Annotated in this window: 10 protein-coding genes; 6 read left to right on the forward strand and 4 right to left on the reverse strand. The window is 70.7% G+C overall.

Features of this window, described 5'->3' with window-relative positions; translation table 11 throughout:
• Positions 1-47 precede the first annotated feature (47 nt).
• The 3 genes from L6E12_RS05475 (at position 48) to L6E12_RS05485 (ending at position 10,353) form a co-directional block, all read left to right on the forward strand.
• Entirely contained in the window at positions 48-8,963 is an 8,916-nt protein-coding gene (locus L6E12_RS05475) for a SpvB/TcaC N-terminal domain-containing protein (protein ID WP_236226778.1), read from the forward strand.
• Between the two features lie 13 nt (positions 8,964-8,976).
• Positions 8,977-9,516 carry a hypothetical protein gene (locus tag L6E12_RS05480; RefSeq protein ID WP_236226779.1) on the forward strand — a complete coding sequence of 180 codons (540 nt, stop codon included), beginning with the start codon at positions 8,977-8,979 and terminating at the stop codon, positions 9,514-9,516.
• Positions 9,517-9,642: 126 nt separating this feature from the next.
• Positions 9,643-10,353 carry a thiopurine S-methyltransferase gene (locus L6E12_RS05485; RefSeq protein WP_236226780.1) on the forward strand — a complete coding sequence of 237 codons (711 nt, stop codon included), beginning with the start codon at positions 9,643-9,645 and terminating at the stop codon, positions 10,351-10,353.
• Between the two features lie 34 nt (positions 10,354-10,387).
• On the opposite strand, the gene L6E12_RS05490 is transcribed toward L6E12_RS05485, so the two are convergent.
• Complete coding sequence (locus L6E12_RS05490) at positions 10,388-11,407, reverse strand: NADPH:quinone reductase (RefSeq protein WP_236226781.1); 1,020 nt, start codon at positions 11,405-11,407, stop codon at positions 10,388-10,390.
• 166 nt (positions 11,408-11,573) lie between these two features.
• On the opposite strand from L6E12_RS05490, the gene L6E12_RS05495 reads away from it, so the two are divergent.
• Positions 11,574-12,779 carry a cytochrome P450 gene (locus L6E12_RS05495; RefSeq protein WP_236226782.1) on the forward strand — a complete coding sequence of 402 codons (1,206 nt, stop codon included), beginning with the start codon at positions 11,574-11,576 and terminating at the stop codon, positions 12,777-12,779.
• A 737-nt stretch (positions 12,780-13,516) separates the two neighbouring features.
• Here the strand turns inward: L6E12_RS05495 and L6E12_RS05500 are convergent.
• The gene (locus tag L6E12_RS05500) at positions 13,517-14,533 is read right to left on the reverse strand and encodes an acetylserotonin O-methyltransferase (RefSeq protein ID WP_236226783.1); all 1,017 of its coding nucleotides are present in this window, start codon (positions 14,531-14,533) and stop codon (positions 13,517-13,519) included.
• Between the two features lie 397 nt (positions 14,534-14,930).
• On the opposite strand from L6E12_RS05500, the gene L6E12_RS05505 reads away from it, so the two are divergent.
• Positions 14,931-15,668 carry an alpha/beta hydrolase gene (locus L6E12_RS05505; protein WP_236226784.1) on the forward strand — a complete coding sequence of 246 codons (738 nt, stop codon included), beginning with the start codon at positions 14,931-14,933 and terminating at the stop codon, positions 15,666-15,668.
• 189 nt (positions 15,669-15,857) lie between these two features.
• Positions 15,858-17,252 carry an NAD(P)/FAD-dependent oxidoreductase gene (locus L6E12_RS05510; RefSeq protein ID WP_236226785.1) on the forward strand — a complete coding sequence of 465 codons (1,395 nt, stop codon included), beginning with the start codon at positions 15,858-15,860 and terminating at the stop codon, positions 17,250-17,252.
• Positions 17,253-17,301: 49 nt separating this feature from the next.
• On the opposite strand, the gene L6E12_RS05515 is transcribed toward L6E12_RS05510, so the two are convergent.
• Together L6E12_RS05515 and L6E12_RS05520 are read right to left on the reverse strand one after the other, a co-directional pair.
• On the reverse strand, positions 17,302-18,654 hold the full coding sequence (locus L6E12_RS05515; RefSeq protein ID WP_236226786.1) for a cation:proton antiporter: 1,353 nt from the start codon (positions 18,652-18,654) through the stop codon (positions 17,302-17,304).
• On the reverse strand, positions 18,626-19,927 hold the full coding sequence (locus tag L6E12_RS05520) for an NAD(P)/FAD-dependent oxidoreductase (RefSeq protein WP_236226787.1): 1,302 nt from the start codon (positions 19,925-19,927) through the stop codon (positions 18,626-18,628). The genes L6E12_RS05515 and L6E12_RS05520 overlap by 29 nt, the downstream gene beginning before the upstream one ends.
• Positions 19,928-20,044 lie beyond the last annotated feature (117 nt).

Below are 20,044 nucleotides of genomic sequence, written 5' to 3' on the forward strand. Positions count from 1 at the left end.
TCGCCGAAGCGGCTCCCAGACCTGCGGATCAACGAGGGAGTGTCGCCGTGGCCGTGTGGCGTGCGCGCAAGGGCAAGTCGGTGGCGGCACTCGGGGTGGTCTTGACCCTAGTGCTCTCGACGCTCACCCCGACGGGAGGGTTGAGCGGGACCGCGGGTACCGGGTCGTCACCGGGGGCCGGGGCCTCGGACGTGCCGGACCACCCGGAGGGGTCGTCGTTCAACCCCAACCAGCTCAAGGGGATCACGGCCGCCGACCCCGGGGCCAACGTCGAACTCGTCTCGGCGCCCTCGGCCAACAACAGCGGCGACGCGCGGCTGTCCTACCCGATCGAGGTGCCGCCGGGGCGGGCGGGGCTGGCCCCCTCGCTCGCGGTCCAGTACACCTCGGCGGGCGGGAACGGTTGGGCGGGCGTGGGTTGGGACCTGGCGCTGCCCGCCCTCACCCTCGACACCCGCTGGGGCGTGCCGCGCTACGACGGTGGCCTCGAAACCGAGACCTACATGTTCAACGGGGAGCAGCTGACCCCGGTCGCCCACCGCGGCGAATTGGTGCCCCGCACCGCGGAGAAGGTCTTCCACACCCGGGTCGAGGGCCGGTTCGAGCGGATCGTCCGGCACGGTTCCACCCCCGCCGACTACTGGTGGGAGGTCACCGACAAGTCCGGCACCCGGATGACCTTCGGCGGCGCGCAGGCCACGACGCTGACCGACGCGGCGGGCAACATCGCCACCTGGGCGCTGCGCGAGACCCGCGACACCAGCGACAACTTCGTGAAGTACGAGTACTCCCGCGTCGAGGACGGCGGTGTCGCCGGGGCGACCGTGCCGGGCAGCAACCTCTACCCCGAGCGGATCTCCTACACCGGGCACGGCGGCGCCGCGGGCCGCTACTCGGTGACCTTCGACCGCGACCGGGAGCGCGGCGAGCCCCGGCGCGCCGACGTGCAGATCGACGCGCGCTCCGGGTTCAAGCGGGTCACCGCCGACCTGCTGCGCCGCGTCGAGGTGCGGCTCGACGACCAGCTCGTGCGCGCCTACGAGCTCGGCTACCGCGGCGGCGCGTTCGCCAAGACCCTGCTGGCGTCGGTGACCCAGTTCGACTCGACGAACTCGGTGTTCACCTCCCACTCGTTCGACTACTTCGACGACGTCCGCGACCAGCAGGGCGGTTACGACGCCTTCGCGGCGGCGTCCGGCTGGACCGTGCCGGACGACGGCCTCGGCGCCGACGTGCGCGACGGGGAAGCGGGCGCCCTCGGCGCCAGCACCTCCACCGGCGGCGGCGGGCACCTCTACGTCGGCTACAACCCGTCCTCGCCGACCAAGAGCAACTCCGCGGGCGTCAAGGTCGGCTTCTCCACCAGCTCCTCGGAGGGCCTGCTCGCGCTGACCGACGTCAACGGCGACAACCTCCCCGACAAGGTGTTCCGCACCGGCAGCGGGATCTTCTACCGCCCCAACCAGTCCGGCCCCGGCGGGCAGCCCCGCTTCGGTGACACGCCGATCAAGCTGGAGGGCCTGCCCGGCATCTCGAAGGACCGCACGAACTCCGGCACCGTCGGCGTGGAGAGCTACTTCGGCGTGGCCGCGCAGCTCGACTACGTCGCGGGCAGCACCACCTCCGACCGCTACTTCGCCGACGTCAACGGCGACGGCGTGACCGACCTGGTCAACAACGGCGGCGTGCTGTTCGGCAAGCTCGGCACCGACGGCAAGACCACCTACACCGCCGACAGCGCCGCGACCGGTGTGCCGGTCGGCACGGGCACCGCCTCCGGCACCGTCGTGGGCGACCGGACCGCCGAGTTCGAGAAGCAGGTGGACACGTTCCCGCTGCTCGACAGCGTCCGCCGCTGGGTCGCGCCGTTCGACGGCACGGTCAAGGTCGAGGGCGGGGTGCGGCTGCTCGCCGACAACAGCCCCGAGCGCGCGGCGCACACCAAGGCCGACGGCGTCCGCGTCACCGTGCAGCACCAGGGCACCGAGCTGTGGGCGCAGCGCATCGGACCCGACGACCACGGCACGCACACCCCCGCGGGCACCGGCTCGATCACCGTCCACAAGGGCGAGGCGCTGTTCTTCCGCGTGCAGTCCGTCCTGGACGGTCGCTTCGACGCGGTGTCCTGGGACCCCAAGGTCACCTACCTGGGGATGCCTGCGACCACCGACGTCAACGGCCTGTCGAACACCGAGTACCTGGCCTCGCGCGACTTCACCCTCGGCGGGCGCCCGTCGCTCGTCACCGCCCCGGTGACCGGCACGCTGCACCTGTCCGGCGACGTCAGCAAGACCGGGCCGACCACCGACGACGTCACCGTGGTCATCTCCCGCAACGGCACCGACGTGTACTCGCACGCGCTGGCGCGTGGCGCCGCCGGGACCGCGACCGTCGACCTCGACATCCCCGTCACCGCCAACGACACGCTGTCCTGGCGGCTGCGGGTCGACTCGCCGATCGACGCGGGCACCCTGCACTGGGCGCCCCGCGCGCACTACACCGCCGCCGACGGCGTCGAGTCCGTCGTGGACGGTCAGGGCAACCCGACCCTGGTCATCTCCCCGCCCTACGACCTCGACCTGTACCCGCAGACGACGCTGACCGCGCCGCAGGGCTCGTACACGGCCACGCAGGACGGGCAGATCACCGTGCGGCCGACGCTGGCGGTGAACTTCGCGGGCGAGCAGCGCGACACCCGCGCGGTGTTCACCGTGAAGAAGGCGGGCGCACTGCTGGCCAAGCGCGTCATCGACATCGTCGACGGGCAGATCCCCGGCCCCGACGCGCTCGCCGTCACCGCCCAGGTCAGCCAGGGCGACCAGTTGCACTTCGACTTCTCCACCACCGACCCGACCCTGCTGCCCAGGCTCACCAACCAGTCCGCGACCCTGAGCTACGACGGATCAGCGGGCTCGGCGGTGCCGACGGCCCTGCACGCCTCCGCCGAGCAGGGCGCTTTCGCCCAGCCCCACCGCGGCTGGGGCAGCATCGGCTACCAGGGCAACCGCGACCGGGCCGCCGCCCCGATCGCACTGTCCGACCTGGTCCTCGACGAGAGCTACAAGGACTCCCTGCCGGACGGCCCCACCGAGGCCGACGTCCCCGGCTTCGAGGACAACCCCGCCGCCCCGGCGCCGCGGGTCGTCGTGTTCGCCCCGCAGCCCGCGCTCGACCGCTGGGCCGGTGGTGACGAGGGCACCTGGGTCGCCGCCGACACCGCGTCCAGCTCCCGGCTGGGCCTGGACACCATCGACGTGCTGACCGACGCAGACCTCGCGGGCGCGACCGGCGTGGCCAGGCGCGGCAGCACCGAGCAGGTCTCCACCTCCCTGGGCGTCAGCGTCCCCGGCATCCCGATCGGCGGTGGCGCCAGCGTTGCCAAGGGCTCCAACACCGGCGAGGTCGACTTCATCGACCTCAACGGCGACCGCTTCCCCGACGTCGTGGGCTCCGCGGGCGTGCAGTACTCCGACATGGTCGGCGGCCTGGGCGCCAAGCACGGCTCGATCGGCGGCGACGTGCGCGAGGGCGACTCGCTGGCCTACAGCGTCTCGGCCAACGCGGGCAGCCCGGCGCGCACCAGCGGCACCGCCCGCGGCCTCGACGCGCCCTCCGGCGGCCGGTCGGCGGCCGGGGCCAAGTCCGGCGCGGAGATGCCGTCGCTGGGCATCGGCGGCAACCTCGGCGGTGGCGAGTCCGACACCGGCCACGACCTGATCGACATCAACGGCGACGGGCTGCCGGACAAGGTGTTCGCCGACGGCAGGGCCGCGCTCAACCTCGGCTACTCCTTCGCCGACCCCGAGCCGTGGCCCGGCGGTCCGGTCAACGCCGGGACCACCACCAACGGCGGCGTTAACCTGGGCTTCAACACCCAGTACTACGGCTTCGCGGGCGGTGTCTCCGCCGCCCTGGGCTCCTCGGTGACCGACGCCAGCCTCCAGGACATGAACGGCGACGGCCTGGCGGACCGGGTCTTCAAGAACGACGGCCAGCCGGTCGGCGTGGCGATCAACACCGGCAGCGGGTTCACCGCGCCCACCCCGTTCCGCGGCAGCCTCGGCGACATCGCCAAGGACGGCAACGCCTCCCTCGGCGGCGGCGTGTACTTCACCTTCGGGTTCTGCTTCGTCTTCGGGTGCATCGTGTTCAACCCGGGCGCGGACGTGAACACCGGCATCGGCCGCACCGAGGTGGCGCTGCGCGACGTCAACGGCGACGGCTACGTCGACCACGTGCGCTCCGGCAGCGACGGCGAGCTGGTCGTGGCGGAGAACCGGACCGGCCGCACCAACCTGCTGCGCGCCGTCACCCGGCCGATGGGCGGCAAGATCGACCTGGACTACGCCCGTTCGGGCAACACCCCCGAGCAGCCCGACTCCAAGTGGGTGCTCGCGCGGACCAGCGTCCACGACGGCCACCCCGGCGACGGGCAGGACACCCAGGTCAACACCTTCCGCTACGAGAAGGGCCGCTACGACCGGCTGGAGCGGGAGTTCCTCGGCTACGGCACCGTGGTCACCGAGGAGCGGGACGCGGGCGCGGGTGACGCGCTCTACCGGTCCAAGACCGCCGAGTACCGCACCGACAGCCACTACACGCGCGGCCTGGAGACGCGGTCGGTGACCGCCGACGCCGCGGGCAAGCGGTTCGTGGAGAAGGTCAACACCTACGAGCTGCGCGACGTCGGCACCGGCGGACCGGGCAACCCGGCCGCCACCGCCGAGGCGGTGTTCCCGTTCCTGTCGCGGACGGACACGCACTTCTACGAGGGCCAACCCAACCCGGGCAAGTCCACGCGGACCGAGATGTCCTACGACGAGCTGGGCAACCTGGTGCGGTCGTTCGACGCCGCCGACGACGGCCCCGGTGACGACGTGGTGGCGGTGTTCGGCTACTCCGGTTCGGTGGCGGCCTGCCGCGACCGGCACATCGTGGGGGTGCCCACCTCGCTGCGCGAGGGCGGCAGCTCACCGGCCACGACGCTGCGCCACCGCGAGACCGTGCTCGACTGCGCCACCGGCGACGTGCGCACGGTCCGCGAGCACCTGGCCGACGGCACCGCCGCGGTCAGCGACATGGAGTACTTCCCGAACGGCAACCTGCGCTCGTTCACCGGGCCTGCCAACAAGGGCGGGCAGCGCTTCCGCCTCGACTACGGCTACGACACCGTCGTGGCCACGCACGTCGAGCACGTCAAGGACAGCTTCGGGTACGTCTCGACCACCACGCACGACCTGCGCTTCGGCCTGCCCGCCCTGTCCACCGACCAGAACGGGCAGCGCCAGCTCACCACCTACGACCCCGCGGGCCGGGTCGACACCGTCACCGGACCGCACGAGCTGGGCGGGCCCCGGCCGACGATCGACTTCGAGTACCACCCGGAGGCGCCCACCCCGTACGCGGTGACCCGCCACCTCGACCGCACCGCCACCGGCGTCCGCGAGGACACCATCGACACCGTCCAGTTCTCCGACGGCATCAAGCGCCAGCTCCAGACCAAGCAGGACGCCTCGGTGTCCACCGCTCCGGGGGTCGCGCCGGAGACGGTGATGATCGTGTCCGGCCGGGCCACCTACGACCTGGTCGGCCGCGTCGCCGAGCAGTTCTACCCGGTCACCGAGCCGAAGGGTGCGGGCAACACCGCCTTCAACGCCACCTTCGACTCCGTGCCGCCCAGCAGGCTCAGCTACGACGTGCTCGACCGCACCCTGCGCTCGGAGCTGCCGGACCAGTCGGCGTCCACCATGGCCTACGGCTTCGGCCAGGACCGCTCCGGGGCGACCCGGTTCGAGACCACCGGCACCGACGCCAACGGCAAGCAGCGGCGCACCTTCGCCGACACCCGCGGCCTGACCACGTCGGTGCGCGAGGTGAACGCGGGCACCCCGATCTGGACCAGCTACGGGTACGACCCGATGGACCAGCTCACCTCCGTCGTCGACGACAAGGGCAACACCACCCTCGCCGAGTACGACAACCTCGGCCGCCGCACCGCCCTGCACACCCCGGACCAGGGCCGCACCGAGACCCGGTACGACCCGGCGGGCAACGTCGTCAGCAAGGCGACCGCCAAGCTCCGCGCGGCGGGCAAGGCCATCGAGTACGACTACCAGTACAACCGCATCGCGGGCATCCGCTACCCGGTGTTCACCGGCAACGACGTCACCTACACCTACGGCGCTCCCGGGGCGCCGGACAACGGGGCCAACCGCGTCACCCAGGTCCGCGACGCGGCGGGCACGGTCACCCGCGCCTACGGGCCGCTGGGGGAGACGGTCCGCGAGACCCGCGCGGTCACCGCGCTGGTCACCCCGGCCCGCACCTACACCACCGAGTACCGCTACGACGCGTTCAACCGGGTCCTCGGCATGACCTACCCCGACGGCGAGGTGCTCACCTACGACTACGACTCCGGCGGCCAGGTCCACCGGGCCACCGGCACCAAGGGCGGGTTCGACTACACCTACCTCGCCCGCCTCGACTACGACAAGTTCAGCCAGCGGCTGCTGCAGGAGACCGGGACCGGCGTGCGCACCACCTACGCCTACGACCCGGAGGACCGCCAGCTCGCCGCGCTCAAGTCCCAGCTCCCCGACGGCCACCGGTTCCAGGACCTGTCCTACAGCTACGACAAGGTCGGCAACGTCACCTCGGTGACCAACACCGTGCCGCTGCCGCACGGCAAGCCCATCGGCGGGCCGAGCGTGCAGACCTACGGCTACGACGACCTGTACCGGGTCACCTCGGCCAGCGGCAACTACCGCAACAAGGACAACAAGCTCGACCGCTACAGCACGACCCTGGCCTACGACTCGATCAACAACCTGACGGCCAAGAACCAGCGGCACGAGATCGTCGTCAACCCGACCAGCTCGCCGGTCGCGGTCCAGGAACCCCCGGCCACGCTCGTCGACGAGCCGATCACCGACCCGGCCACCGGTCAGCCGCTGGGCCCGATCGAGCCGCCCGACGAGCCGGTCTACCAGCCCGCCGCCGCGCAGCCGGGCGAGAACGCCCAGGTCCAGAAGGACACCACCTACGACTACAACTACGCCTACGCCAGCGGGAAGCCGCACGCGCCCAGTGCCATCGGCCCGATCAACCAGGCCTACGACGCCAACGGCAACCTGATCGACACCGTCAACACGCTGCCGCCCGCCCCGGGCAAGCGCAGGCAACTGGTGTGGGACGAGGAGAACCGCCTCGCCTGCAACCAGGACCACAATCGCAACACCACGATCCCGCAGGACCCGAGCAGCTGCACCTCGCCGAAGCAGCCCGCCACCGTCCGGTACGTCTACGACGCCGACGGCAACCGGGTGGTGAAGAACGCCGGACCGCAGCACATCTACCCGAACCGCGCCTACAGCGAGCGCAACGGCACCAGCTACAAGCACGTGTACGTCGGCGACATCCGGATCGCGACCAAGACGGTCAAGCCGGACTCCACCTACGAGAACCACCACTTCTTCTTCCACGCCGACCACCTGGGCTCCTCCGGGTTCGTCACCGACGAGCACGCCAACCTCACCGAGCACACCGAGTACTTCGCCTTCGGCGAGAGCTGGGTGTCGGAGCACCCGGCCCAGCCCACCCCGGTGCCGTACCTGTACGGCTCCAAGGAGTTGGACGAGGAAACCGGCTTCTACTACTACGGCGCGCGCTACTACAACCCGCGCACGCAGCTGTGGCAGAGCCCGGACCCCGCGATGGAGGACTACCTGGCCGGGTCTCCCGGCGGGGGCGTCTACCAGCCGTTCAACCTCTCGACCTACACCTACGCCCGCAACAACCCGATCAAGTACACCGACCCGAACGGGATGTGGGTCGAGAGCGCCTGGGACGCGATCAGCCTGGGCATGGGCGTGGCGAGCTTCGTCAGCAACGTCAAGGAGGGCAACGGCTGGGCCGCCGCGGTGGACGCGGTGGGCATCGTCGCCGACGGCGCCGCGCTGGTGCTGCCGGTGGTGCCAGGCGGGGCGGGCGCGCTGATCAAGGCGGGCCGCGCGGCGGAGAAGGGCGTCGAGGTCGTCAAGGCGGTCGACCGGGCGCACGACGCCGAGCGCGCCCTGTCCGCGGCCCAGTCGACGGCCAAGGCGGTCGACAAGGGCACCGACGCGGCCAGGGCGGCCGAGAACACGGCCGACACCACCAAGAAGGTCACCTCCAACCTGCCGTGCCCGGTCGCCAACAGCTTCCTGCCGGACACCCCGGTGCTCATGGCCGACGGCACGCGCAAGCCGATCGGCGAGGTGCGGGTCGGCGACCTGGTGTGGGCCACCGACCCGGTGACGGGCCGCGGCGGCCCGAGCCCGGTCACCGCCCTGATCACCGGCGACGGGGCCAAGGACCTGGTCGACGTCACCGTGGACACCGACGGCGCGGCGGGCGACGCCGAGGGCCTGGTGGTCGCCACCGACGGGCACCCGTTCTGGGTGGTCGACGAGGGCGACTGGGTGGCCGCCGAGGACCTCGACGTCGGTGACGTGCTGCTCACCCCGAGCGGCCCGGTCACCGTGACCGCACTGGGCGAGCGCACCGCCCAGGCCAGGGTCCACAACCTGACCGTCGACGGCGCGCACACCTACCACGTCGCCGCCGGGACCAGCGACCTGCTGGTGCACAACTGCGGCGGCGGCAAGCCCGGCCCGAAGCCCGCGGGCACCGGACCGCACAACCAGAAGATCGCCGAGGTCGCCGACAACCTCCCGCCCGGCCACAAGGTCGTCGCGGGTGGGCAGCGACCGGGCCTCAAGGAGGCCGTGATCCCGACCCCCGGCGGGGCGAAGGGCAGCCGCCGCCCGGATATCCTGGTCGAACGCCCCGACGGGTCCCGCTACGGCGTCAACGTCGGCAAGCGCTACCAGACCACCGGGCAACCGGTGAAGCGCGAGGTCGCGGCCATGAAGGACCTGGAGGAGAAGGCAGGTCTGGAGATGCACTTCCACCCCTACAACTGACGGCGAGCACCCGGTGACCAACCAGCAGTGGCAGTTCCACGCCGACCCGCGCGAACTGCTCGGCTGGGCCCAGCGCTGGGTCACCGACCACGGGCTGCACGCGGTGGTCCAGGGCATCACCCCGGACCACCGCGTGCGGCCCGCCGCGGACGGCGACGTCGCTGCCGCTGCGGCGGCACTGGGAGCGCGGGTCGACCGCGTCTGCCTGCACCCCGCCCCGCCGGTGCTGGGCGCCCCCGCACCGCACCTCTACCTGGCCGCCAACCCGGAGGTCCTGGTCCTCGACCTCGCCCACCCCACCCCGGGGGGTCTGCGCCAATCCGTGCTGGGCCTGGAATCCGAAGACGAGGAGACCCTCAAGCTCTGGCGCAAGCTCCTGCGCCAGGCGAAGGCGGGGACCCACGCCGGGGCGAGCATGATCGGCCCGCAGGGGGACACGGCCCCCGCCCGCTCCAGCAGGCACACCCCCGGCGCCCACGACCTGGCCGCCTCGGGCGTGCCCATGCTCGCCCTCGCGGGCACCGTCCGCTTCGTCTTCGACGACGTGGCCTGAGACGGTCCACACCCGACTCGACGCGGGTTCGTCCGAATGGGGCCTCACGTTCCGGCTCCGGCGGACGATTGTGATCAGGACAGTCGCTCGCGACGAGCGGCCCCGAGCAGCGAAGAGGGATTGACGGTGGAACCCGACTTCTGGTTCGACTCCTGGCGCGAAGGCGGCACCAAGACCAGCTTCCACGTCCCCGCCGTGCACCCGCACGCCCGCTGGCTGGCCGAGACCGGCCTGCTGGCGGACGCGCGGGTGCTCGTGCCGTTGTGCGGCAAGACGGTGGACCTGCTGTTCTTCGCCGAGCACGCCCGCGAGGTGGTGGGCGTGGAACTGGTGGCGGCGGCGGTCGAGCAGTTCTTCACCGAGAACGGGCTGACCCCGGTCGAGGAGTCGCCAGGGGTGTTCCGCGCGGGCAACGTCGTGCTGCGCAACCAGGACCTCTTCGCATTGACCACCGAGGAGGTCGGCCCGGTCGACGTGGTGTTCGACCGGGCCTCGCTCATCGCGTTCCCGCCCGACATGCGCACCCGCTACGTCGAGGCGGTCACCCGGCTCGTGCGGCCCGGGGCGACGTGGTTCCTCAACACCCTGGAGTACGCGCCGGTGCTGCCCTCGCCCCCGTTCTCCGTCGGGCTGAGCGAGGTGGCGGAGCGGTTCGGCGGGGCCTTCGACGTGGAGCAGGTGTTCGCCGAGCCCAAGCCGGAGCACCGGATGGCGCAGAAGTTCGGGCTCACCTCGTTCCAGGAGAACGGGTTCCTGCTGCGCCACCAGCCCCGGCACAGCGACGCCGACCGCACCGGGGTGCCCCTGGCGACCCGGGCGGACTGCGTCAGCGCGTAGCCGACGGCGTCCCGACCGCGCGGTTCCGGGGCCGTCAGGAGTCGATGTCCACCACGACCTTGCCGACGGCGCCCGCCTCGACCGCGCGGTGGGCGTCGGCGGTGCGGTCGAGGGGGAAGCGGACCAGCGGGAGGCCGTGTTCCTCGCCGACCGGCAGTGCCCCGTCGCCGACCGCGGCGGCGACGTCCTCGGCGCCCGCGGTGAGCGCCTGCTGCCCCACGGTGTAGAGGACGAGGAACTGGTAGCGGGTGTTGAGCATCATGTTCTGGCGGACGTCGAGCCCGACCGGCTTGTCCCCGTCGTTGGCATAGGTCGAGATCGTTCCCCGGGTGCGCAGGACGGCCAGGTCGAGGTCGAGGTTCGCCCCCAGCGCCACCTCGGCGACGAGGTCGACCCCGTCCGGGGCGAGGGAGCGGATCCGCGCGGCGGGGTCGCCCTCCCGGTAGTTGACGACGTGGTGGGCGCCCGCCGCGGTGGCCAGCCGGGCCTTCTCCGGGCCGCTGACGGTGCTGATCACCGTGGCCCCCGCCCACCGGGCGAGCTGGATCACCGCGTGGCCGACCGCCCCGGCCCCACCGGCGGCGAGCACCACCCTGCCGTCGAGCGCGCCGGGGTGCAGGCGGGTCGGCCCGTCCTCGGCCACGGTGAGGGCGCGGTGCGCGGTGAGGGCCGGGACGCCGAGCGAGGCACCGAGGTCGAACCCGGCGCCGTCGGGCAGCGGCACGGCCGCGTCGGCGGGCACCACGGTGAACTCGGCGGCGGTCCCGGTGGGGCGACCGGCGGTGGCCATGAACAGCCACACGCGCTGCCCGACCCGACCCCCGTCGACCCCCGCGCCGACGGCGTCGACCACGCCCGCGCCGTCGAGGTGCGGGGTGACCTCGGGGAACAGCTTCGGGTTGGTGGCACCGGCGCGGGTCTTCCAGTCGGTCGGGTTGACCCCCGACACCGCCACCCGGACCCGGACCTCGCCAGGACCGGGCTCGGGGAGGTCGCGGTCGACCAGTTCCAGGACCTCGGGGCCGCCGTTGTCGCGGTAGACGATCGCCTTCATGATCCGCCCTTCTCGGTTGCTGCTCTCATCGGGTCGAACAAGGGCCACCTTGCGTTTATTCACCCGTTCGGCGATCCTGCCGGGCTGGCGGTATCGCCCGGGGGCGTTGGTGTGGATCATCGGTCTGTTCTGGAGCCCTCCCCACCGACGAGAGGCGTGATCTGCTGTGACCGCGGAAACCGAGATCCCGGCCCTGCCCACGGGGCGGCCGACCGGGTGCCCCTTCGACCCGCCCGAGCTCTACTCCCGCCTGCGGGAGGACGACCCGGTGGCGAAGGTCCGCTGCCCGGGCGGCATGGACGCCTGGCTGGTCACCCGCTACGGCGACGTGCGGGCACTGCTCGCCGACCGGTCGATGAGCTCGCGCGGCGGCGCGTCGGTGCACGTCAACGCGGGCGGCGACCCGAACGAGGAACCCCCGCCCGGGTCGATCATCCAACTCGACGGCGAGGCGCACTCCCGCGTGCGCAAGCTGGTGGTCGCGGAGTTCACCGTGCGGCGGGTGGAGACCATGCGCGCCTACGTCCAGCAGCTCGTCGAGGACCACATCGACGCCATGCTGGCCAAGGACGGGCCGGTTGACCTGGTGGAGGACTTCGCGCTGCCGATCCCGTCGCTGGTGATCTGCGAACTCCTCGGCGTCCCGTACGCCGACCGCGGCCGGTTCCAGACCCAGAGCACGGTCCTGGTCAGCACCGACATGACGCTCGAAGAGGGCCAGCAGGCGTTCGGTGAGCTGGCGGGCTACCTCGGCACCCTGTTCGAGGGCAAGCTCCGCGACCCCCAGGACGACCTGATCAGCAGGATCATCGCCAGGGCCGAGGCCGCGGGCGACCCGCTGACCATGCCGGAGCTGATCATCCTCGGCCTCAGCCTGCTCGTCGCGGGCCACGAGACCACGGCCAACATGATCGCGCTGAGCACCCTGGCCCTCCTGGACCACCCGGAGGAGCGCGACACGGTCCTCGCCGAACCGGAGAACGCCATCGAGGAACTCCTCCGCTACCTGTCCGTGGTCCAGTTCGGCGTCCTGCGCTACGCCACCGAGGACACCCGCGTCGGCGACCGGGCGGTCAAGGCGGGCGAGTGGCTCGTCGCCGCCCTCAACTCCGCCAACCGCGACGAAGCCCAGTTCACCGCCGCCGACAAGCTCGACTTCCACCGCGAGGCCCCGCGCAAGCACATCGCCTTCGGCTTCGGCACCCACCAGTGCGTCGGCCAGCAGCTTGCGCGGGTGGAGTTGCAGGAGGCCCTGACGCGCCTGTTCCGCCGCATCCCCGACCTGCGCCTGGCAGTCCCGCGCGAGTCGGTGCGCTACAAGGACAACACGCTGGTGTACGGCGTCCGCGAATTGCCGATCACCTGGGGCTGACCGGGCAGGGCGCCAGGAACGCACAAGCCTGTCTGAGCTCAGCAACCCCGGACAGCAACGAGCCGGGTCGGCCTCATCCCGTTCCCCACCACCGCGGTGACCACGGGTGGGTCGATGACCACCGGCCGCACGGCCCGCGTGACGTCGTCCCCCCTCGGACTCGGTGCGTTCGGTCGCCGCGGCCCGTTGGGACGTGCACGCTGCGGAGGTGCACGAGGGTGGTCGTGCCGCCGCTGCCCCTCGGTTCGAGGTGGCGCTCGAAGTCTGGCCGGAGCGGGTGGCGGGCTGCGCGGCAGCGTTTCGCCGTCAACCTGGCGCACCGCGCCGGGCGGTGAGGCTCAGAGGTGCTGGAGGAAGTCGTGGCGCAGGTGAACGCTCGCGGCGACGGCCAGGGTCCGGACCGTGACAACGGTGGTGGGTCGTGGTAGCGGGAGCCGGCGGCCGTGCGTGGGCCAGGACGTCGTCGGGATCGCCCCCGACCGCCGTCCGCGCCGGGCAGTGCGGGGCAGCCTGCCCACACCGCGGGTGAACTGGTCGTGGACTGCCGCGGCGTGGTGCTTTCGCCGGAGCCGGTGGTGCGCATGCGTCGATCGCGCTGATCTCGGCGCCGCCGGGTCGGCGCGAACCGTCACTGTCCGGCAGCAACGCCCGCGACCCGGTCACGGGCGTTGCTGCCGCCGCTCGGGCGTGGGTGGCGTTCGCGGGGGTCCGGAAGCGCCCGCCGCGGTGAGTTCGGGTCAGTCGGTGGGCACTGCCTCGATGATGCTCAGCGGCGACCCGGTGGCCACCGTCCGCGTCGGGCGGAAACCGGTCTCGGTGAGCAGCGCGGTGTATTCGCTCGCGGTGCGCTCCCGCCCTCCCAGCAGGACCAGCATGGCCAGGTCGAACGCCTTGGACGGGTGTGGCGCGTCGCCCTCCGGCAGCACCCGCTCGACCACGAGGAGGGTGCTGCCGGGGCCCATCACCCGGCGGCACGAGGTCAGGATCGTGCGCGCGTCGTCATCGGACCAGTCGTGCAGCACGGACTTCAACAGGTAGGTCCGACCACCGGGGGGCACGTCCGCGAAGAAGTCCCCGCCGATCGCCGTGCACCGGTCCGCCACCCCGTGCTCGGCGAACCGCCGCCCGGCCGCCTCGGCCACTTGCGGCTGGTCGAACAGCACGCCCCGCAGTGCGCGGTGCCGTTGGGCGATGGCCAGGAGTTGGGCGCCATTGCCGCCTCCGACATCGATCAGCGGACCGGCTGCCGCGAAGTCGTGCGATTCCAGTACCGCGGTCGCCTCGATCCGACTCTGCTCGGCCATCCCGGCGGCGAACAGCGCCCCTTTTTCCGGGTGCTCGCGGAGATACTGAAAAAAGGGCTGACCGAATTCCTCGTCGAAGGCGGGCTTGCCAGTTCGGAGGCTGTACTCGACATTGGTGAAAACGCTCGCCAGAAAACCGTTCATCGCTACCTTGGTGCGCACCGAAGAAGGGTGGTCGGTGGTGAGCCGCTCACCGAGGTTGGTGAGCGAAAAAATCCCGTAACTCTGCTCGGTGAAAATCCCACACCCGGCGAGCAGTCGCATCAACCGGTACAGCGCATCCGGGTTCGTCCCCGTTTCCCCGGCCAGTTCCGCTGCGCTGCGAGGGCCGTCCACGAGCAGGTCGGCCAGGTCGAGCTTCGCTGCCAGGTGTACGGCGCGTGCCTGTAGGTAAGCTCCGCTGAGTTGTAACAAACGCACGCTTTCGGTGTCGGTTCGAAACTCGTCCATGACTGGCCCCCTCGGTGGAAAAGGTATTGGGAGTAAGGCGAAGAATCGGGTGTCACTGAGGTCGCCACGACGACCCGAGGCCGAAGGTGGCCAGCTCGACCGTCTGTCCGGCAGGATACCCTATCCAGTGGGTGGAAACCACTGGATAGGTGTCGATCCACTCGCCTACAATCTTCGCCGGGAGTACGACAACGAGATGGGGGAAGCGTTGCCGCTCGATCCTCAGGTGCGCCTGATGCTGACCCAGGCAGCCGCCGCCGGAATCCGGCCGGTGGAACAGTTGACCGTTGCCCAGGCGAGATTGGCGGCCTGGGAGTTCCTGCCTTTGCAGGGCCCCGTCGAACCGGTCGCCCGGATAGTTCGGCACGAGGTCGACGGCCCGTCCGCTCGGGTACCGGTGCGGGTGTACTACCCGGAGGGCGCAGGCCCGTTCCCGTGCCTGGTCTACTTCCACGGCGGCGGCTGGGTCACCCTGTCGGTGGCCGCCTGCGACCCGACGATCCGCGCCCTGGCGAACAGTACCGGGTGCGCGGTGGTCGCGGTTGCCTACCGCAAGGCGCCTGAGCACCGGTTCCCGGCCGCGGTCGACGACGCTTGGGCCGCCACCTCGTGGGTTCGCCTGCACGCGGACGAGTTGCGGTTGGACCCGGAGCGGATCGCAGTGGTGGGTGAGTCGGCGGGCGGCAACCTCGCGGCGGTGACGGCGTTGCGCGCCCGGGATGAGCCAGGGTTCGCGCTGAGGTGCCAGGTCCTGGTCTGCCCGGTCACCGATACGGGCACGGAAACGCGGTCCTACCGCGACCACGCCGAGGGGTACCTGCTCCAGCGGGAGTCGATGCGCTGGTTCTTCGGGCACTACCTCGGGAACTCCACCGACGCCGACGACCACCGGGTTTCGCCGTTGCGCGCGGCGGACGTCGCGAACCTGCCGCCCGCGTTCATCGCCACGGCCGAGTACGACCCGCTGCGCGACGACGGTCGTCGTTACGCGGAGCGACTGAGAGCGGCGGGCGTGCCGACGGAGCACCGGGACTACCCCGCGGTCCACGGGTTCGGGCTCATGCGCGGGGTCCTGGGTGTGAGCGACCTGCTGTACCGGGACATCGCCGCGGAAGTCCGGCAAAGAATGGCCTGACCGCGGCTCGGACACGCGTGCCGCCAATATCGGCGGTGCGCGTTCTTTGTTGCGCCCCTCATGGTCTCCATTGTGTGTGCATCGGCTCGCGAAATTACGATTTGCTCCGTTCCCTCGGAAGAGGGGTGTTACGGAGATCGATGGCTGGTAGATTTGCGCTGAACCCGTCGGAGAACGGAGGCTTCATTCATGCGCGAGTTCGCACAGATTCTGGTAATCGGTGGGGGTCCCGCCGGTTCCACGGCCGCAGGCCTTTTGGCGCGGGAAGGCTTTGAGGTCACCGTGGTGGAGCGGGAGAAGTTCCCCCGCTACCACATCGGTGAGTCGATCCTCCCTTCCTCGTTGCCGATCCTGAATCTCCTGGGGGCACGGGAGAAAATTGAGAAGCACGGTTTTCAGGTCAAGCGGGGGGTGTTTTTCCAGTGGGGGCCGGACGAGTGGTCCCTGTCCTTCAACGAGTTGGGCGACACCACCGCGTACGCCTGGCAGGTCGTGCGCTCGCAGTTCGACGAGATCCTGCTCGACCACGCGGCCGAACTCGGCGCCGACGTGCACCAGGGGGTGACCGTGCGCAAGATCGAGTTCGACCGCGGTGGACGGGCGGTCGCGGCCGAGTGGGTCGACTCGACGGACTCCGCCCGCTCGGGGCGCATCGCCTTCGACTACGTCGTGGACGCCTCGGGTCGGGGCGGCGTCTTCGCCAACCGGTACCTCAAGAACCGTCGGTACAACGACAGGTTCAAGAACATCGCGGCTTGGAAGTACTGGAAAGGTACAGGTCAGCTGGCTGGCAACCTGGAGGGGGCGACCGGTGTCTGCTCAACGCCCGGCGGTTGGTTCTGGGTGATCCCGCTGCACGACGGCACGGTCAGCGTCGGCTACGTCTCCAACCGCGACCGGTTCAACGAACGCCGCGCCGAACTCGGCGGCAACGACGCCGTGTACGACGAGGCGGTGGAGCAGTGCCCCGGTGTCAAGGAGCTCCTCCGGGGCGCCGAGGCGATCTCGGACATCCGGCTCGAACAGGACTACTCGTACTCCGCCGAGTCGTTCACCGGGCCGGGTTACGTGCTCAGCGGCGACGCCGCCGCATTCCTCGACCCACTGCTGTCGACGGGCGTCCACCTCGCCACCTACAGCGGGATGGTGGCCGCCGCGAGTTTGAGCAGCGTGCTGCGCGGCGAGTTGACCGAGGGCGAGTCGTTCGGCTTCTACCAGCGGATGTACCGGCGGGCGTACGAGCGGATGGTGCTGTTGGTTTCGGCGTTTTACGAGAGTTACCGCGGGAAGGATTACCATTTCTACCACGCGCAAGGTCTGTCGGCTCGCGAAAAAGACGAGCTGAGCCTCCATGACACCTTCCTCCGGATTATTTCCGGGATCGAGGACATGGAGGACGCGAAGGAGGCCGCGTACGACTTGGTGGTGTCCGACCTCACCGGCAAGCGGGGTGGTGATCGGAACCCCTTCAATCATCTACAGCGCATGCGTGACGAACCGGTGGCACCGGAAAAGGCGGTGGACGGCTTATACCTGACGTTCACCCCGAGACTCGGGCTGATGCGTGTGACTCCGACGCGGTAGCGGGAGCAGTCGGGGTCGCGACGGGATCGCCGCGACCCCGGACCCGCGTTCAGGCCACCTCGGGCGTCGTCACGCCGTGTGTTCGCGCGCGTTGTCGCTCCTCATGGGTGTGCTCGACCCTCGCCATGGTGAACCGCAGTAGCGGCGGGGCCATCGTGGAGGTGACGATGGCGATCAGGACGATGATGGTGTACATCTCCGGACTGAGGACCCCCAGGCGCAGCCCGACCATCGCGATGATCACCTCGATGACCCCGCGGGCGTTCACACCCGCGCCCATGGCGAGCCCTTCCCAGTGGTTGAACCCGCTCAGCCGGGCGCCCAGGTAGCCGCCCGTGAACTTCCCGATCACCGCGCACAGCAGCACTGCCAGGCCGGTGAGCAGAACGGGGGGCCGCACCAGGGCGGTGAGGTCCATGCGCAAGCCCGCCGTGGCGAAGAAGATCGGTGCCAGCACCGCGAGCACCCCGGTCCGCATCGGCTCGAGTCGGGCGACGGCGACCTCGCCCGTGCTCTTGACCGCGATGCCCATGACGAACGCCCCGAAGACGGCCTCCAACCCGGCCGCCTGGGCCCCGGCGGCGCCCAACAGCATCAGCAGCGCCGTCACCGCGACCTGTTGGCCGCCGGCCTGGTTGCCGCCCCCGGCAGTCCGGAGCACCGCGCGCAGCACCGGGCGCAGCAGCCACGCGCAGGCGACGACGAGCAGCACGCTGCCCACCGACAGGGCCACTCCGCCTGTCGTGACGGTCCCGACGGCCAGTGCGGTCACCACCGACAGCAACAGCCAGCCGACGGTGTCGTCGATCATCACCGCGCACAGCGTCACCTGGCCGATGTCGCGGTGCAACAACCCGAGGTCCATCAACGTCTTGGCCAGGACCGGGATGGCGCTGACCGCCAGTGCGACACCCAGGAAGAAGGCGAACACGCTCCGATCGGTGCCTGCGGGCACCAACGCGGCGGGCAGGGTGTACCCCGCTCCGATACCCAGGCCGAGGGACAGGAGCAGGCCGGAGGCGCTGATCCGCGCCGCCGCGGTCGCCTTGCGCCGGATGAAACCGAGATCGATGTGCGTGCCGGTGTAACCGACGAGCAGGAGCAGCCCCACCTGCCCGACCGCGTCGAGCAGGTGGAACTGCGCGGGGTCGGCGGCGAACAGCCACCGACTCGCCGACGGCGCCAGGTGCCCCAGCAACGATGGTCCGAGGACGACACCGGCGCACAACTCGCCGACCACCCCGGACATGCCCAGGCGCACCGCCAGCCTGCCGAGCAACACGGCCAGTCCCAGCAACGCGCACAGTTGCAACAGGAACACCAGCAGTGGATGACCGCCGATCGGCGCCACCGCGGACGCGGAGTGCACCACCTCAACCCCCGGCGGGCGCGTGGGGTTCATCGGCCGCTGCCTCGAAGATCTCCCGCATGCCGGTCAAGCCCGACAGAACGGTCGCGAAGTCGGCTTGGCGGGAGCGGACCTTCTCCGGGTCGACGGTCTGCTGTGCCTTGTCCCAGTAGTCCTCCTTGCTGAAGGACTTGTTGTAGAAGAACCGCACGAAGTCCAACAGCGAGTCGAGAAAGGCGCGGTAGTCGTCCTCGTACCGGGCCAGCACCGCGAGTTCCCGATCGGGCTCGGTCAACGCGGTGTGCGCGGCCTCGAACAAGCCTGCGGCACCGCGCATCGCCAGCGTCACGCCCGTGGACAGAAGTGGATCGATGAAGGCCGCGGCGTCACCCACCATCGCCCAACCGGGTCCGTGGAACCGCGTGCAGGTGTAGGACCAGTCGCGGATCGTGCGGAAGCCGCTGGCGCGGAAGGCCCCGTCGGTGAGCTTGGAGACCTCCTTCGTCCGGGCCATCTCCGATTCGTAGAGCTCCTCCAGGCTCATGCCGGACTGCTTGTACCGCTCGACAGGGGTGACGTACCCGACGCTCACCGTGCCGTCGGACAACGGGATGAACCAGAACCACCCGTCCGGTCGGTTCTCGGTGAGGATGTCGCCCGCGTGGTTGCCCGCCGTGTAGCGCTTGCAGCCCTGTAGGTAGCTCCACACAGCGATGTTGCGCAAGTCCTCGTGCCATTGGACGCAGTCGAACTCCCGGCCCAGCACGTGTGCCTGGCCGGAGGCGTCGACGAGCAACCGGCACTTGGCCGTGCGGCGCTCCTGCCCGTTGCGCTGCCCGTAGGTCACGCCCACCACGCGGTCGCCATCGAGGACCGGCGCGTGGAAGGTCGTCTCCTCCAGCACCTGGGCACCGAGCTCGCGGGCGCGGGCGAGCACCAGCGCGTCGAAGTCCGCACGGCGCACCTGGTAGGAGTGCTCGTACTTGGACGCCTCGGCGAACCGGAACCCCCACGTCTCGGGGCCGGGAGCCCCTTCGGCGGGCTCCTCGGACCTCTGGGCGTTCGGCGGGTTGTTCTTGCCCCACAACAGGGTTCCGCCGTACTTCTTGGTGAATCCGAGTTGGTCCATGCGGTCGAGCAGGCCCAGGTCCTCCAAGGTGGGCAGCGCGCCGGTGATCAGTGACTCGCCGATGTGGTAGCGGGGGAACTTCTCCCGCTCGAGCACGAGGACGCGGTGTCCTTCCCGTGCCAGCAATCCCGCGGTGGCGGCGCCTCCAGGCCCGCCACCGATGACGATCACGTCGAAGTCGTCGCCTGATTTGATCAACTGTGCTCCTCAAAGCCCCCGGTGGAATGCGCACGCCGAGGCTCGACGGGTCGCTCCCGCCTGCGGGGCAGGGGTGAGCCTGCTCGCCGTCAATGGGGTTGCGAAGTCGAGCGGTAA

The organism is Actinokineospora sp. PR83 (genome assembly GCF_021056305.1).
Lineage (GTDB): Bacteria > Actinomycetota > Actinomycetes > Mycobacteriales > Pseudonocardiaceae > Actinokineospora > Actinokineospora spheciospongiae.